This window comes from Microcoleus sp. BR0-C5 (genome assembly GCF_036705045.1).
GTDB lineage: Bacteria > Cyanobacteriota > Cyanobacteriia > Cyanobacteriales > Microcoleaceae > Microcoleus.
Genome location: NZ_JAUBTR010000006.1, coordinates 127,976 through 144,628, shown reverse-complemented (window position 1 = coordinate 144,628; position 16,653 = coordinate 127,976). Strand labels below are relative to the sequence as shown.

The following is a 16,653-nucleotide window of genomic DNA, read 5'->3' as shown; positions in this document are numbered from 1 at the left end:
ATATCGTCGGCATCTAGCAAGAGAGTAAACAAGAAATAGTGTGAATTAGACCTTATGGTAACTGAGCAAAACTTAATCACGAGTGAAAATCAAGTAGAAGAACCCAGGCTGGGACTATGGCAGCAAATTAAAGAAGACTGGATTGCTCATGGTCGAGATTGGACAAAACCGGGATTTCGCGCCGTAGCAGTTCAGCGTTTTGGCGTCTGGAGAATGCAGGTAGAACCGAAATTACTGCGGGCTCCTTTGAGCATTCTTTATCGATCGCTCTACCGAAAAGTCCGCAATAGTTACGGGATAGACTTGCCTTACACTGTGAAGCTCGGTCGTCGCGTGGTGATAGAACATCAAAACGCTATTATTATTCACGGATATTGTACGATCGGCGACGACTGCATTATCCGCCAAGGTGTAACGCTGGGAAACCGCTATTTGGACAAGCCTCTAGAATCCCCTCAATTGGGCGATCGGGTTAACGTCGGCGCTGGTGCAAAAATCCTCGGAAAAGTAAACTTGGGAGACGACGTAAATATCGGTGCCAATGCTGTAGTTTTATCAGATATTCCAGCAGGTCAAACTGCCGTTGGTATCCCAGCCAAAATTATCAAATCCCGCCCTGCTGAAAACAATACTTAAATCATTGTCTTCCTTATGCCTTTTTCTTCCTCCTATAACTCTGCGGAGATTCAATAAATCAATCTACCTAGTCAAGTTATATAGCAATCCTTGCAGGAGTAGTAAATTTTTTACCCCACCCCAGCCCTCCCCGAACTCGCGGGGAGGGAGTAAGAAATTCACAAATGATGCGAGAATTGCTATAGAGCCCTGTTAATGTAAACCGCACAAATAGGCACAATTGTCTACATCATCAAAACACTGCACAAACAATGGTTGAGTCAATCACTAAGCCAACAGTTTCTGCTACTGAAGCAGACTGGAGCCGCGAAAAACCCAGCAAGTGGTGGGAGCCTAGTCGCCAACTGCTCAAATCTATCCGTAACTATCAAAAGTGGCAGCAGCAGGGTGGGATTTTAGGCTATTTTTTATGCCGTTTGAACATCATCGAGTATCGATTCTGGAGCGTTGTAACTGCAACAGACATCCCTTTAAACTGCCAAATACAAGGAGGACTGGTGCTGCCTCATCCTAATGGCATTGTCATTCATCCCAGTGCTTCCATTGGCCCTAACTGTCTGATTCTTCAACAGGTGACAATTGTTGCTGATGTCAAAATCGGCGGTCACGTCGATATCGGTGCAGGAGCGAAAATTATTCGCTCCGTAACGATCGGCGATCATGCTTTAATTGGTGCCAATGCTGTGGTGACTTGTGACGTGCCACCAGGTGCAACCGCAGTAGGAATACCGGCAAAAATAATCGAAAAAAAACCCAGGGAGTCTGAAAAATAATTTCTAGAAGTCGCAGAAAAATTATGAAATTAGCTCGACTTTTATTAAAATATAAAAGGAACTGCTCAGTAGTGGAATTCAAGAGGTAAAACTTGCAACAAATTGGATTAGTGGCGATCGGACGAAATGAAGGGCAGCGCCTCCGCCAATGCCTAGTCTCGGCCACGGAAAAAGTTGCCCGCGTCGTCTATGTCGATTCCGGCTCCACAGACGGTAGCCTAGATTTAGCCCGATCGCTCGGAGCCGATACAGTAGAACTAGACTTATCTATACCGTTTACCGCAGCACGCGCCAGAAACGAAGGCTTTGCTCGCTTGCTGAAACTAGCACCCGACATCGAATTTGTCCAATTTGTGGATGGCGACTGCGAATTGGTTGACGGATGGATCGATCGGGCCTACAGCGAACTCACAGCCAAACCCAACGTAGCAGCAGTGTGCGGGCGCAGGCGCGAACGATACCCCGAAGCCACCATCTACAACCAACTGTGCGACATCGAGTGGGATACCCCCATCGGCGAAACCAAAGCCTGCGGTGGCGATTTCATGATGCGCGCAGCAGCATTTCAGCAAGTCGGCGGTTTCAATCCGGCACTCATCGCCGGCGAAGAACCAGAAATGTGCGTGCGGTTGCGCCAAAAAGGTGGGAAAATCCTCCGCTTAGATGCAGAAATGACCCTGCACGACGCGCAAATGACCAGTTTCGCTCAGTGGTGGAAGCGGGCTCAAAGAGCGGGTCACGCCTATGCCGAGGGTTCCTGGATGCACGGAAGCGAACCAGAGCGCCATTGGGTCAAAGAAACCCGAAGCACCTGGCTGTGGGGATTAGTCTTACCAGCCCTAGCCTTGGCAATGACATGGCCGACAAAAGGCTGGAGCTTGTTACTATTGAGTGGCTACCCCTTAGCAGCCTATCGCACCTATAACTATTATGTAAAGCATGGGGATATCGCAACTAAAGACGCTGCCATCTACGCTTTGTCATGCGTATTAGCCAAATTTCCCCAGCTACAAGGTCAAATCCAGTTTCACCAGCGCCGATTGCTGGGGCAGCAGAGCAAACTAATCGAATACAAAACAACCAACTCTATTAATTCAGCCAGCTAGAATTACAGCTAACGTCCCAGAAAGTCAACCCCTGAGTAGCAAAGAAATGAGTAATAAAAGATTAAACTTTTTACTAATTGTAGATAAGTGCAATCCTGACCACGAATTTCAAAGGTGGTACCCGCCACGTGATTTATCCGTAGAATCAATCCCAAATCTCAAATCGAAAATCCTCAAGAAAGAGCATTTATCCGTGGGGTCGCCTCTAAAATCTAAAATCTAAAATCTAAAATCGATTGACTGGGCATCTGTACCTTTGGTGGGCTACTATTTTTTTCAACAAATCAACAACTTAGTTGATGCAACCCTTGTTACCCATATTAGAAATAAACCTGCTATCGAAAAACACTCGGAATACGGAAAAATTTTATACATGGAAGAAGGAAACTTAAGCAAACAATATTATAAAATAGTCGCCAATATTACCGCAAATGGGCGAGTAAATTGGCCTCTTCATAATGCTTTGAGCTACCCAATTTATGAAGAATTTAATCAGTAAGTATATCCAAAATTTAAAGGAAAGATCCTCAACGGAGATTATGACATATAGCGGTTCTCAAGCATGGTGAGGTATGCCCAGGGAGGCCACGGAGGCCACGGAGGCCTATGCTGGATAGTACCTCATCTTTCGCTCGAAAGGCTATAGTTGATGCAATTACCCCGATGATGCCGCGATATCCGTTTAAGGTAGTCAGTGTTTGTCAGCAGACTCCTTTTATTCTAGGGCCTGTGAATGGGGGTATTCCCTTTCCACCCGCCTTTAAAGAAACGGCCAGACAATAATTTGCTCAATTTAACTTTTTGAGAGCCGTTGGTGGAGCATTAATTCCCGGCTATGTAGAAACTTACAAAAAAGCCGACAAAATCCTAGCCGGTTCCACCTATACTTTAAATATGCTAAAGGATTTGTTTGCAATCCCTGACCAAAGAATTGATTTGTTCTACGAAAATGGCATTTCCTAGGAATTTTTAAATCAGACAAATATCCCCAAGAAAGATGTCAATCATATCAATTTGCTTTTTTTGGGCAGATTAGTGCCTTACAAATGCGCCGATATTGTCATAGAGTCTATTGGGAAATTAGCCCAGGCCATTAAAAGTAAAATAAGCTTAAAAATAGTAGGGGAAGGCTCGGAAAGAAATAACTGGGGAAATCGAGTGAAGGAGCTTAATTTAGGCGAAATAGTCAGCTTTTTAGGATGGGTAAATCAATCAGAAACTCTGGATTATTACAGGAAAGCCGATATTTTTTCTTTTCCTTCGATCAGAGACTTTGGCGGCGCAGTGGTAATGGAAGCTATGGATTGCGGACTCCCCTGCATAGTTGCCAATAACGGCGGTATTGGTGAATACGTGAATGAAGATACTGGTTTTAAGATAGAGCCGATTTCTAGAGAGTATCTCACTCAGGAGTTGACAAGTAAAATTCAGATGTTGGTCGAAGATGCTCGGCTGCGGGAAAGTATGTCAGCTAAGGCGATCGAAAAAGCCCAAAAATTTGCGTGGGAAAACAAAGCCATAAAAATCTTCGATATTTACGAAAAGATGCTCGGTGAGAAAAGGGTTAGTGCATCGACATAGTAGAGCGATATTGTTGAGTTAAAAATTTGAAAGCAGGTACGAAATGAAGGCAAAAATTGGATACTTTATTCCACAATTTCCCGGACAAACACACATTTTTTTATGGTCGTAGCGAAATTTTCTTGCAGAACTTGGAATTGAAACAGATTTAGGATCAACTCAACCGCCCCGAAAGCATCTCAATGAAAGCAGCTCAGCTAGAAATTGGAGTTTTGAGGCTCTCTTGCTGCGAGGCTCTCTTGCTGCGAGGAAAGAGACAGGAGGAAAGAGGAAGAAGGAAGGAACCCGAAGAAGTGTTTTTACAAATATGAGATGCTCCCACCGCCCCCCTGAGCGATCGCTTTTCACGTACTGAAGTCGGTCGGATTTATTATCAGTCTTCCCCTAGTAAGTAAACTCTTAAAAAAGCATGGATATGTCAAGCTAACAGCACAAAAAAAGCCCACAATAGGAACTAATAAAAATCGTAATTCTCAATTTGCAAATATTGCTATCCTCGACACACAGTATAGACAAGTAGGCAATCCCATTAGTAGTTTCGATACCAAAAAGAAAGAAGTTTTAGGTAATTTGTATCGTCCCGGTACTCTTTATACAACCGAACATGTCATTACTTTAGACCAGGATTTTTGGAGTTTAGGTTACGGGAAAGTGATGACACATGGAATTTACGATTGCCAAAAAAATCGAGGGTATGTAACATTAGGTAACAGTAAGGATACCAGTGAATTTGCTTGTAAATTCATCAAACACTGGTGGGACAATTATGGAAAAGCCGCCTATCCGAATGCCAATTCGATTTTAGCTAAGTGTGATGGTGGCGGCCGCAATAATGCTAATCATTATATCTTGAAACAAAATTCACAAAAGTTAGTAGATGAAATCGGAATTGAACTCAGAATCGCTCATTATTTTTCCTTTGTAACTAAATATAATTTCATTTAACATCGACTCTTTCATCATATTACCAGAGCTTGTCAAGTAGTGATTTTTACAAGTGTAGATTTTCTCAAAAATATCAGGAAAAAACTCACACTAACCCGGGTCTGTCTGTAGTTGTAAATGTGGTAGATAAAATCTATAAAATTGGTAGAAAGGTGACTGAGGATTTCCAAAAAAATCTAAAATTGTTTTTGATGAATATTTATCCAAATGGAATTATCGAGCCGTACCTCAACTCACTCATTAATCAAGTTATTAATTTTTCATTCCTGATTTAATGTGATATCTTCCATCCTTCTCAAGAGTTGAATGTTCGTGTGTGGCGTTGCTCCGCCGCCGCCTGTAGAGGGATTGTGCTGCTATGATGAAAGAAGTTAACGAAAATTTACATTAAGAGCCGTGACTGCACAACAATTAGTATCTGCAACAAGTTTTGAAAAGCTAATTTGGACTTGGAAAGGTCACAAAATCCAATATACCGTCCAAGGAACGGGCCGCCCTCTGATCTTGATTCACGGATTTGGGGCTTCGATCGGACATTGGCGACAAAATATCCCCCCACTAGCAGACGGCGGCTATCGCGTATTTGCGCTGGACTTGCTGGGATTCGGTGCTTCCGCCAAACCAGCCCTAGATTACACTCTGGAATTGTGGGAAGAATTGCTGACTGATTTCTGGGCGGATCTGGTACAGGAACCGGCGGTATTTGTGGGGAATTCGATCGGCGCTTTGCTGAGTTTGATGGTAGTCGCCAACCATCCAGAAATATCAGCCGGCGGTGTCTTAATCAACTGTGCTGGCGGGCTCAACCACCGACCGGACGAACTAAATTTCCCGCTGCGAGTAGTGATGGGGACTTTTACTAAATTAGTTCGATCGCCCCTGATCGGCCCCTTCGTCTTCAACAACATCCGCCAAAAACACCGCATCCGCAACACCCTGCGCCAAGTCTACGGGAACCGCGAAGCCATCACTGACGAACTCGTAGAACTCCTCCACGCCCCATCCTGCGAGCCCGGAGCTCAACAAGTGTTTGCCTCAATTCTCACAGCCCCTCCAGGCCCTCAACCGTCAGAATTGCTGCCCAAAGTCGATCGTCCGTTATTGGTACTTTGGGGCGCAGACGACCCCTGGACTCCAATCGCCGGCAGCCAGATTTATCAACAATTGGCCGCTAACGATAAACCAGTGAAATTTGTGTCAATTCCCAACACAGGCCACTGTCCCCACGACGAGCGGCCGAGTGAAGTCAACGCTCTGATTTTGGACTGGCTGCTGGAAGTGAAGTAAAATTTTTAAGATCGAGGCAACCCGGGGGCGATCGAGTCAAACCCTTGCAGTGCAAAAGTTTTGCCTCGCTCCTCCGCACCGGCACCCCGGCAGCAGCCGACTCAAAAAACTATTTTTGTAAAAAGTATTGACACAATTTACTGAGTCAGCTATATTGATGGACGTGTGAGGAGCGAACCAGAAGAAGCACCGAGACGAAACACGGCCAGTCGTCGGTGCTTTTTCTGTTGAAACCCATTTTTAAGAGTTTGAAATTATCTATAAATTCACATCCAGAAGATCTGTAAGCCCGCCCCGCTTTCTTCGCGTTCTTAGCGTCTTCGCGGTTCGTTAAATAAATATTCCGATGTTGCAAAAAAAGTAATTGACTGCACTTGATCTCGAAAAATCCGAAAGTGTGGATTTTTTTTAATCATCAAAATTTGATTGCAGAAAACTCAAAACTAGAGAGTTATATAATAATAAATTGTCCCTGAGTCGGGGCGGGTTGATATACATTTTTTCCAAATGTCCCTAAACCCGCCCCTGCGGTATTGGTGCTACAAATATCAACGATCGCCCAAAACAAATTGTTCGATCGCAGCCACCACCCCATCTTCCTCCACATCCGGCGCCACCCAATCAGCAGCAGCCTTCACGCCATCAGGAGCATTTCCCATCGCCACGCCCACACCCGCGTAGGCAATCATTTCTACATCATTAAAATTGTCGCCGATCGCCATCACGTTCCCCGCCTGCAAACCCAAAACTTCCTCCGCTAAATACTGCACCGCATCTCCCTTATTCGCCAAAGGATGCGTAGCTTCAAAAAAAGTAGCAACCGATTGAGTCAAATAAAGCTCCGCAGGCGTGTAGCGCTGCCGCATACTGCTGAGCAAGCCGTCGAGTACCCCCGGATTCTCGCACAATGCCAAAACTTTCGTCGGTTCCCCCGGAATATCTCGCCGCAAATCTTTAATCACTCTTGGTTCAATGCCCGATCGTTCGGCATAAATTCGGGTAGCTGCGGTAATTTCCGGCACGTAAAGTTGGTCGTCAATGTAGAAATGGATCGAAAGCAGCGATCGCAAATGCGGTTCTTCAAAAGAATCTAACAGTTGCAGAGCAGTTTGTTTCGACAGTGGCAAGTGCCTGAGCCGTTTTTGAGTAGCGTGATCTTGAATCCATGCGCCCTGGTAGCAAATCAGTGGCAATGTTGAGCCGATGTCGCGGTGAAAACGCAAAGCTGATCGGTACATCCTGCCCGTAGCGACGGCTACTTTCACTCCCCGCGACTCGGCAGCCAAAATTGCCTGCTTGACTGGTTCTCGGATGGTATTTGACAAACCTGCGATCGTGCCGTCTATATCCACTACCAGCAATTGAATGTCTGCGGTGCCAAAAGCGCGATCGGTCGCATTAGCTGGATTTGAGGCAGTTATATTCTGCATGATTTTTTTAGATTTTAGCTGTTGATTTGCACGCACCCGTTTATTTTGGCACTGGCGGGATAGCAAAGTGTGACTTCTGATTTTTTGAAGACTAAAATAATATATAGCAATCCTTGCAGGAGTCGTAAATTTTTGACCCCACCCCAACCCTCCCCTTATCAAGGGGAGGGAGTAAGAAATTTACAAATGATGCGAAAATGGCTATAGATAACTAAATAAGCGACAAAAAAAGTATCGAGGAGGACTCTTTAGGGATGGATTTAGCTAAGCTATATAATAGTAGCCAGTTTACTGCCGTAAAAACCGCCCTCGATCGATGTGTATTTTCACTTACTTAATAATACTTGTGATCAAAAATAATGCAACTATAAGCCGACGCTCCCAACCTTTATATAATCAATGCTTCCCAATCTAAAATCTAAAATCTAAAATCTAAAATTGTATAACCGCATCTTGGAAATTACCCCCAACTATCATGATTTTTCTTCCGGGATACCGCATTGATGGAGAACTTTATACAAACTCTCACACAGTTATTTATCGAGGTCTGCAGCTTGAGGAACAAAAACCCGTTATCCTCAAAACTCTCACCCCGGCATACCCTACCCCAGCCCAAATATCCCAACTGCTGCACGAATCCGAAATTCTTAAAAATTTGAATTTGCCCGGAATAGTCAAGCTTTACAAAATAGAAACATACAATCACTTTCCGGTTTTAGTTTTAGAAGATTTTGGTGGGATTTCCCTAAAAGACTTTCTCAGCAACAAGCAGCTAGAGTTACAACAATTTCTGCATATGGGCATCAAACTAGCAGAAACTCTTGGGCAACTCCACGAACACCACATTATCCATAAGGATATTAAACCCAGCAATATTATTGTCAATATCGAGACAGGAGATGTCAAGATTGCTGATTTTGCGATCGCTTCCCTGCTACCGGGCGAAAACCCCGCCCCCAGCCATCCCCATTTACTCGAAGGCACTCTCGCCTATATGTCTCCTGAACAAACGGGACGCATGAATCGGGCGATCGACTACCGCACCGATTTTTATTCTTTAGGCGTCACCTTTTATGAGATGCTTTGTGGCGAATTGCCTTTTAAGGCGATCGATCCTATGGAACTAGTACACTGCCATATTGCCAAAACGCCAGTTTCTGCTTGGGAAAACAGAAAGCAAAAAGTAGAAAGCAGAAGCATCGAAGGCAGAATCAATCAAGTAGGAACCAAGGAGATTCCTCAAGTCGTTTCCGATATCGTCATAAAACTCTTAGCAAAAACAGCCGAAGACAGGTATCAAAGTGCTTTGGGAATTTTGTACGACTTGGAAAATTGTCTCGATCAACTGCAAACTACAGGCGAAATTTCCCACATAACCCTCGGCGAGCAAGATCAGTCAAGTCACCTGCAAATTTCCCAAAAATTTTACGGGCGAGAAGCCGAAGTTAATATGCTTCTCAGTATCTTCCAGCGTATGAGGCGGGGTACTACAGAAATCGTGCTGATTTCTGGTTCTGCAGGTGTGGGCAAATCGTCGTTAGTATATGAAGTTTACAAGCCGAGTCGGCGGGAAAACGGGTATTTTATTGACAGCAAATTTGAGCAATTTAAGCGCGATATTCCCTACGCTTTTTTGCTCCAAGCTTTTCAAGATTTGTTGCGGCAAATATTCACAGAAAATGCCGCCGAAATCCATGTTTGGAAACAAAAAATTTTAAAAGCACTCGGCGGCAACTGCCAAGTAATTATTGAAGCTATTCCCGAAGTAGAACTGATTGTCGGGCCGCAGCCCCCCGTCCCAGATTTAGGAGCAAATGAATCTCAAAATCGCTTTAATTTAGTATTTCAAAACTTCATCCGCGTCTTTGCTCAAAAAGAACACCCCCTAGTAATTTTCCTGGACGATTTGCAGTGGATCGATTCAGCATCTCTCAAGTTAATAGAACTGCTAGCAACTGACCTGAGAACTCAATATTTATTAATAATTGGAGCTTATAGAGAGCAGGAAGTAGATGCAAATCATCCCCTAATGCTGACCGCCGAAGCAATTAAAAAAGCAGGCGGCACTGTGAGCGCGATCGCCCTTTCGCCTTTAGACATAAGCAGCGTCAACCAATTCATTGCCGATACTTTGAACTGCGCCCCCGAAAAATCCCTAAGTTTAGCAGAATTGCTTTGGCGAAAAACCGCTGGAAATCCCTTCTTTTTAACTCAATTAATAAAATTTCTTTACTCAAAAAGTTTGATTCAATTTAAACTTTCACCCTCGAATAATTTGGTCAAGCTAGCTGAACCTAACCTGTCGGGATTAGCGCAACCAATCTCAGAGCAAATTGTGAAAAAATGCCATATCACAGGCGAGTGGCAGTGGGATATCGAACAAATACAAGAAATGGGAATAACTGACAATGTTCTAGAATTAATGATAGACAACATTCAGAAACTTTCAGAGAATACCCAGGAACTGCTTAAATTAGCCGCTTGTATCGGGAACAAATTTGATTTGAAAACTCTCTCGACAATCGCCGAACAACCTCTGGCGTCCGCAGCAACCGACCTCGGTGAGGCACTTCAGTCAGGTCTGATTTTACTCGTGAATAACACATACAATATTCCGATCACACTAGCAGCAAGCACAGAAGTAACAGACACAATATCTAGAGACTTTACCGATAAATTTTCCCTGCCAGTGGCTGATGTTTCGAGCGCCATTTACAAATTTTTGCATGAGCGAGTGCAGCAAGCAGTTTATGCTTTAATATCGGATTATCAAAAACAAGAAATTCATCTAAAAATCGGCAATTTTTTACTAAAAAATGCACCGCCAGAGCAATTAGAAGAGCATATTTTTGATACCGTAAACCAACTAAATTCGGCCAAAGGAATCATCCGCAGCCAATTAGAACAATTTCAATTATCCCAATTAAATTTAATTGCAGGTTGCAAAGCAAAAGCAAGTGCAGCTTACGAACTTGCCCTCAAATATTTAACCGCAGGTATTGAACTGCTTCCCCCCGAAAGTTGGCAAAGTGACTACGACTTGACTCTTGCACTCTACGAGTCAGCAGCAGAAGCTGCTTACCTCAATACCGAATTTGAACCAATGGAAAAATGGGCGATAATTGTCCTGCAACACGCAAAAAATGAACTAGACAAAATCAAAGTGTTTGAAATCAGAATCATAGCTTGTGCGATGCAAACCAAACTTCAAGAATCGGTAAAAATTGGTCGGGAAGCACTAAGAATGTTAGGAATCAACTTTCCAGAATCGCCGATTCCCCTCCACATTCAGCAAGCACTGGCTAAAACTGCCGCTTATTTAACAGAAATAAAAATAGAAGATTTAATTAACTTACCGATTATGACAAATCCGCACAAATTAGCAACTATGCGCGTGCTTTCCAGTATGTTTTCAGCTACATTTATAGTTGAACCTGTGCTGCTGCCACTGATTGTGTGCGAGCAAGTTAATTTATCTATTAATTACGGCAACTCTACTTTTTCTGCCTTTGGTTATGCTAATTACGGAGCAATTTTAAAAGGAATAGTTAGAGATATTGAATCGGGCGATCGCTTTGGTCAATTAGCTTTAAATTTGAGCGATAGATTAAATGCGTTAGAATTCAAGAGCAAAACGCTTAATTTAGTAGCCTTCATTTTGATGAATGGCAAGCATCACGTTAAAGACTCTTTGCCGCTATTAGAGGAGGCATATCAAAGCGCGCTAGAAAATGGGGATTTAGAATCTGTCGGATATTCAGCCGTAAATATTTGTCAGTCTTTGTATTTCATCGGTCAAGAATTGCCACAACTGGAACGGAGAATGGTAACTTACAACCATTTGCTGTTTCAACTCAAGCAAGAAACTGTATTGACGTGGAATCAAATATATCGGCAAACTATTTTGCAATTGATGGGAAAACTGGAAAGTCCACACCTTGTGTTAGGTGAATCATACAGCGAAGAAAAATTGTTGTCGCTGCTGTTGAAAGCTAACGATCGGGTGGGACTACAGCACTTTTATTTGCAAAAATTAATACTAGCGTATTTATTTGGAGATACCGCTACAGCGCTAGAAAATGCAGCGCAAGCAGAAGTATATTTAGACGGAGTTGCAGGCTTTATTAATGTTTCTGAATACCAGTTTTACGATTCTCTAGCCCGCCTAGCAGCCTATCCATTTGCCACAAATGAGGAACAAGAAGAGCATATTTTTTACGCTGTAAGCAACCGAAAAAAACTGCAACAAAAAGCGCTTTCTGCACCCATGAATCTTCAGCACAAATGCGACTTACTTACAGCAGAAAAAGCGCGTGTTTTGGGCAATGTTGTGAGAGCTATGGAATATTACGATCGCGCAATTGAAGGAGCCCAAGAAAACGGATACATACAAGTACAAGCACTAGCAGCAGAATTGGCAGGAGCATTTTATCTATCCATAGGACGAGAAAAAAATTCTAAAACTTACTTGACAGAAGCGCGTTATTGCTATCAGCGCTGGGGAGCAACAGCCAAAGCAGCGCATTTAGAATCCAAATACTCGCACTTGCTAACTTCAGGCTCGATTTCAACTAATATTGAAACTCACAAATCTACCAGCAGCGCTTCCACTACGAACGACGCTGCAGGCGTGCTAGACTTGACTACCGCAGTGAAAGCATCGCAAACCTTAGCTGGCGAAATAGTTCTAGACAAACTGCTGGCAAAAATGATGAAAATTGTTATTGAAAATGCCGGGGGCCAACGAGGGTTTTTAATACTAGAAAAAGAGGGTCAATGGGTGATTGAAGCATCAGGATCTGTAGATGTCGATCGCGTTGCTGTCATGCAATCAATTCCGATAGATATTGTAGCCGACGATCAAGAAGTAACTTGGCTGGCAGTTGCAGTTGTGAATTACGTCGCCCGCACCCAGGAAAGTATAGTTTTAAACGATGCCACCCGCGAAGGACAATTTACTCGCACACCCTATATAATGGCCGTTCAACCTAAATCAATTCTTTGCACTCCGTTAATTAATCAAGGCCAACTCACTGGCATTCTATATTTAGAAAACAACCTGACTACAGGCGCTTTTACACCAGACAGGTTAGAAATATTAAAACTGCTGTCTTCTCAAATTTCTATCTCCATCGAAAACGCCCAACTTTACGACAATTTGCACCAATTTAATCAGAATCTCGAAAATTTAGTACAGCAGCGTACCTCCGAACTCTCCCAAACTTTAGAAGACTTAAAATCGGCTCAAAATAAACTGGTAGAATCGGAAAAAATGGCTGCCCTCGGCGGGTTGGTTGCAGGTGTTGCCCACGAAATCAATACTCCCATCGGCATCGGCATCACCGCCGCCTCCCTGCTTGCTGAAAAAGCCACAAAGTTTTTTGAGGTTTACAGTAACGGCCAAATAAAACGTTCCGAGTTAGAAAAGTTTCTGGATACCGCCATGCAAAGCAGTAATATGATCTTATCTAACCTCACGCGGGCAGCCGACTTGATTCACAGTTTTAAAGAAGTAGCTGTGGATCAGTCGAGCGAGTTAAAACGCACGTTTAATGTTAAAAACTATCTAGAGGAAATTTTGACATCCTTAACAGCCAAACTAAAAAGAACTAAGCACAAAATAGAGATTAAGTGTGATGAAAATATTGTAGTGGACAGTTACCCCGGCGTAGTGTGTCAAATTGTGACAAATCTGGTGTTGAATTCCCTAATTCACGCCTACGATGGAGAGGATGAAGGAATTCTGGCTTTTGATTTCAAACTAGAGGGCGATCGGCTAATATTTGAATATGCCGATAACGGCAAAGGAATTGACCCAGAAAATCTCAGTAAAATTTTTGAACCATTTTTTACCACCAAAAGAGGTCAGGGAGGCACGGGATTGGGACTGCACATTATTTATAACCTTGTTACTCAAAAACTAAAAGGCACAATTAGCTGCACAAGTCAAGTCAATAAAGGCACAAGGTTTATGATTGAATTTCCCGCTAAAATGAGCAATTAGTTATTAGACCGCCAACATGGATATAAGTTTTATATAGGAGAACGATATATGTCAGAAGCTAGTAAAAACCTGTTGGCTGCAGGCGATGACGAATTAATCGCGGTGGGGGACGATGAATTAATATTTGCCGAGGAAGACGAGGCGGAAGAAAAACCGCTAGAAGAAAGTTGGAAAATACTAATTGTCGATGATGAAATAGAAATTCATAATATTACTAAACTAGCGTTAAGCGATTTTAAATTTGAAGGTAAAACTATAACATTTATTAGCGCTTACTCAGGAAAAGAAGCTAAAGAAATAATCCAAAATAACTACGACATAGCATTGATTTTACTCGATGTAGTTATGGAAACAGAAGAAGCAGGCTTGGAAGTAGTTAAATACATCCGCGATATTTTAAATAATCAAGTAGTGCGAATTATTTTACGCACTGGACAGCCCGGACAAGTACCAGAAGATGTAGTAATTGTCAGCTACGATATCAATGATTACAAAACCAAAACAGAACTTACTAACAAAAAATTATTTACCACAGTAGTCACCGCACTGAGAGCATTTAGATCACTCAATCAAATCGAATCCAGCAAAAGCGAACTCGAAAAAATAGCCGCCGCATCAGCCCGTTTTGTACCCCGTGAATTTTTGAAGTTTCTCAAAAGAGAAAGCATCGTTGATGCCAGACTAGGAGACTCTGTACAAGCAGAAATGACGATTATGTTTGCCGACATTCGCTCATTTACAAGTCTGTCAGAAAGTATGTCTCCCCGAGAAAACTTTGAATTTCTTAACTCTTACTTAAGCCGAGTTGGCCCTGTTATCCGCCAGTACAACGGTTTTATAGATAAATACATTGGTGACGGGATTATGGCTTTGTTTCCTAACAGGGCTGAAGATGCTGTGCAAGCAGCAATTGAGATGCAGCAGCAAGTGAAAATTTATAACAGACACAGGCAAAACAGTGGCTATCAACCTATTTCGATAGGGATTGGTTTGCATACGGGGACTTTAATGTTAGGTACGATTGGCGAAGCGGAACGAATGGAAAGTACGGTAATTTCTGATGCCGTTAATTTAGCTTCCCGCGTGGAAGGATTGACAAAGCTTTATGGAGTTAGTATTGTAGCTAGCGTCCAAACCCTTTGCCGGATAGACGATCCTCAACATTACAAGTGCCGGTTTCTCGATCGCGTTCAAGTAAAAGGAAAACAAACACCCGTTGCTGTATTTGAAATTTACGATGGCGACTCGCCGACAATGATCGAACTAAAAGCACAAACTCAAACTTATTTTGAACAGGGAATTTTTTTTCACTACCAGCAGCAATTCGCGCAAGCAAGGCAAATGTTTCTACGTGTTTTGCAAGTCAACAAGTATGATAAGGCAGCAGCTTTTTATGCAGAAAGGTGCGATATGTTGATGAAGAATGCAGTCATTATGACACTGGAAGGAATAGAGATATAGGTAATGGGGAATGGGGAATGGGGCATGGGGCATGGGGCATGGGGCATGGGGCATGGGGCATTGGGAGTTGGGAATTGGGCCGAAAAGAATTAGGAAATGGGCATCACCTAAGATAGTGAACAGTGAACAGTGAACAGTGAACAGTGAACAGTGAACAGTGAACAGTGAACAGTGAACAAATAACTTAATTTATGCGCTTCAAATCCCTTGATGTTTTTCGCGGAATTGCGATCGCCTCGATGATTCTAGTCAACAACCCCGGCAGTTGGGAACAGGTGTATCCGCCACTAGAACACGCAGAATGGCACGGCTGTACGCCGACAGACTTAGTATTTCCCTTTTTCCTGTTCATAGTTGGCTGCGCGATGTCTTTCTCGCTGTCTAAATATCTTCAAAATTATCCAAAAATTGGAATAGAAACCTCAATAATTACACAAACACAGGAAAAATCCGAATCCGCCAAAAACCCTCTTCCTTTTTCCTCCTTCCTTCTCCCTTCTTCAAATATTTACTGGCGAATTGCGCGCCGCGCCGCGATTCTATTTCTATTAGGATTGCTGCTAAATACATCTTCGATCACCCTTGACGTACTTCTCAACAGCGCCCCAGTGGAAAACTTCGGTAAAATCCGCATCATGGGAGTATTGCAACGCATCGGCTTAGCTTATTTCATCAGTGCGATCGCCATTCTCAACCTTTCCCCCCGCAATCAAAAACTGCTCGCTGTTGCCGTACTTTTGGGCTATTGGGGCGCACTAACCGTATTTGCTGTAGGGGGGTACACTGCCGGCGAACTTACGCCAGAAGGAAATTTAGGGGGATATGTCGATCGGCTAATTCTCGGTAGCCAACACCTGTACAAAGGCGGCCCCTTCGATCCAGAAGGATTGTTGAGTACCTTACCCGCAGTTGTCACAGTCCTCACAGGCTACTTTACCGGAGAATGGCTGCGAGTACAGCAAATAAAAACCCGCACCAGTATCAACTTAGCAATCTGCGGTCTCAGTTGCGTGGTAATCGGCCACTTGTGGGGATTTCTATTTCCGATCAACAAACAACTTTGGACAAGTTCTTATGTAGTTTTTACTGCTGGTTTGGCGTTGCTATTGCTAGCATTTTGCTACGAAACAATTGAAGTGCGAAATTGGAAATGGGGGAGGCCGTTTGAAATCATGGGATTGAATGCAATTTTCCTGTTTGTCGCCTCCGGTATAGTTGCCAGAATTCTGTTGAAAACTCATATCGGTACTGGTGCAAATGCTCCAACAACTTACAGTTGGATTTATGAAAACTGGTTTGTGCCTTGGGCGGGGCCACTCAATGGTTCCTTAGCGTTTGCCGTGACTGCGGTCTTATTTTGGTGGTTAATTTTGTATGGAATGTACCGCCGTCGTTGGGCGATTAAAATTTGAATGGTGGGTTGTTAAACA

At 43.2% G+C, this 16,653-nt stretch carries 12 protein-coding genes; 11 read left to right on the top strand and 1 reads right to left on the bottom strand.

Features of this window, described 5'->3' with window-relative positions:
• Positions 1-54 precede the first annotated feature (54 nt).
• The 8 genes from QUB08_RS04950 (at position 55) to QUB08_RS04915 (ending at position 6,328) form a co-directional block, all read left to right on the top strand.
• Complete coding sequence (locus tag QUB08_RS04950) at positions 55-636, top strand: serine acetyltransferase (RefSeq protein WP_333154470.1); 582 nt, start codon at positions 55-57, stop codon at positions 634-636.
• A 251-nt stretch (positions 637-887) separates the two neighbouring features.
• Positions 888-1,409, top strand: coding sequence for a serine acetyltransferase (locus QUB08_RS04945; RefSeq protein ID WP_333223720.1), 522 nt, complete (start codon positions 888-890; stop codon positions 1,407-1,409).
• A gap of 92 nt (positions 1,410-1,501) precedes the next feature.
• Positions 1,502-2,515, top strand: a complete 1,014-nt coding sequence (locus tag QUB08_RS04940; RefSeq protein WP_333223719.1) for a glycosyltransferase family 2 protein — start codon at positions 1,502-1,504, stop codon at positions 2,513-2,515.
• Positions 2,516-3,316: 801 nt separating this feature from the next.
• The gene (locus QUB08_RS04935; protein ID WP_333223718.1) at positions 3,317-3,478 is read left to right on the top strand and encodes a hypothetical protein; all 162 of its coding nucleotides are present in this window, start codon (positions 3,317-3,319) and stop codon (positions 3,476-3,478) included.
• A 72-nt stretch (positions 3,479-3,550) separates the two neighbouring features.
• Positions 3,551-4,096, top strand: coding sequence for a glycosyltransferase family 4 protein (locus QUB08_RS04930; protein ID WP_333223717.1), 546 nt, complete (start codon positions 3,551-3,553; stop codon positions 4,094-4,096).
• Between the two features lie 182 nt (positions 4,097-4,278).
• On the top strand, positions 4,279-4,407 hold the full coding sequence (locus QUB08_RS04925) for a hypothetical protein (RefSeq protein ID WP_333223716.1): 129 nt from the start codon (positions 4,279-4,281) through the stop codon (positions 4,405-4,407).
• Between the two features lie 25 nt (positions 4,408-4,432).
• A complete protein-coding gene (locus QUB08_RS04920; protein WP_333223731.1) occupies positions 4,433-5,041 on the top strand; it encodes an ISAzo13-like element transposase-related protein in 609 nt (202 codons plus the stop codon).
• Positions 5,042-5,437: 396 nt separating this feature from the next.
• The gene (locus QUB08_RS04915) at positions 5,438-6,328 is read left to right on the top strand and encodes an alpha/beta fold hydrolase (protein ID WP_333223715.1); all 891 of its coding nucleotides are present in this window, start codon (positions 5,438-5,440) and stop codon (positions 6,326-6,328) included.
• A gap of 548 nt (positions 6,329-6,876) precedes the next feature.
• On the opposite strand, the gene QUB08_RS04910 is transcribed toward QUB08_RS04915, so the two are convergent.
• Positions 6,877-7,758: a Cof-type HAD-IIB family hydrolase gene (locus QUB08_RS04910; RefSeq protein WP_333223714.1), complete on the bottom strand. Its 882-nt coding sequence runs from the start codon at positions 7,756-7,758 to the stop codon at positions 6,877-6,879.
• 475 nt (positions 7,759-8,233) lie between these two features.
• Here QUB08_RS04910 and QUB08_RS04905 point away from each other — a divergent pair, with 475 nt between their 5' ends.
• The 3 genes from QUB08_RS04905 to QUB08_RS04895 all read left to right on the top strand — a co-directional run bounded on the left by QUB08_RS04905 (position 8,234) and on the right by QUB08_RS04895 (position 16,635).
• On the top strand, positions 8,234-13,762 hold the full coding sequence (locus QUB08_RS04905) for an ATP-binding sensor histidine kinase (RefSeq protein WP_333223713.1): 5,529 nt from the start codon (positions 8,234-8,236) through the stop codon (positions 13,760-13,762).
• A 48-nt stretch (positions 13,763-13,810) separates the two neighbouring features.
• Positions 13,811-15,223, top strand: coding sequence for an adenylate/guanylate cyclase domain-containing protein (locus QUB08_RS04900; RefSeq protein WP_333223712.1), 1,413 nt, complete (start codon positions 13,811-13,813; stop codon positions 15,221-15,223).
• 191 nt (positions 15,224-15,414) lie between these two features.
• The gene (locus tag QUB08_RS04895) at positions 15,415-16,635 is read left to right on the top strand and encodes a heparan-alpha-glucosaminide N-acetyltransferase domain-containing protein (RefSeq protein WP_333223711.1); all 1,221 of its coding nucleotides are present in this window, start codon (positions 15,415-15,417) and stop codon (positions 16,633-16,635) included.
• Positions 16,636-16,653: the final 18 nt, after the last annotated feature.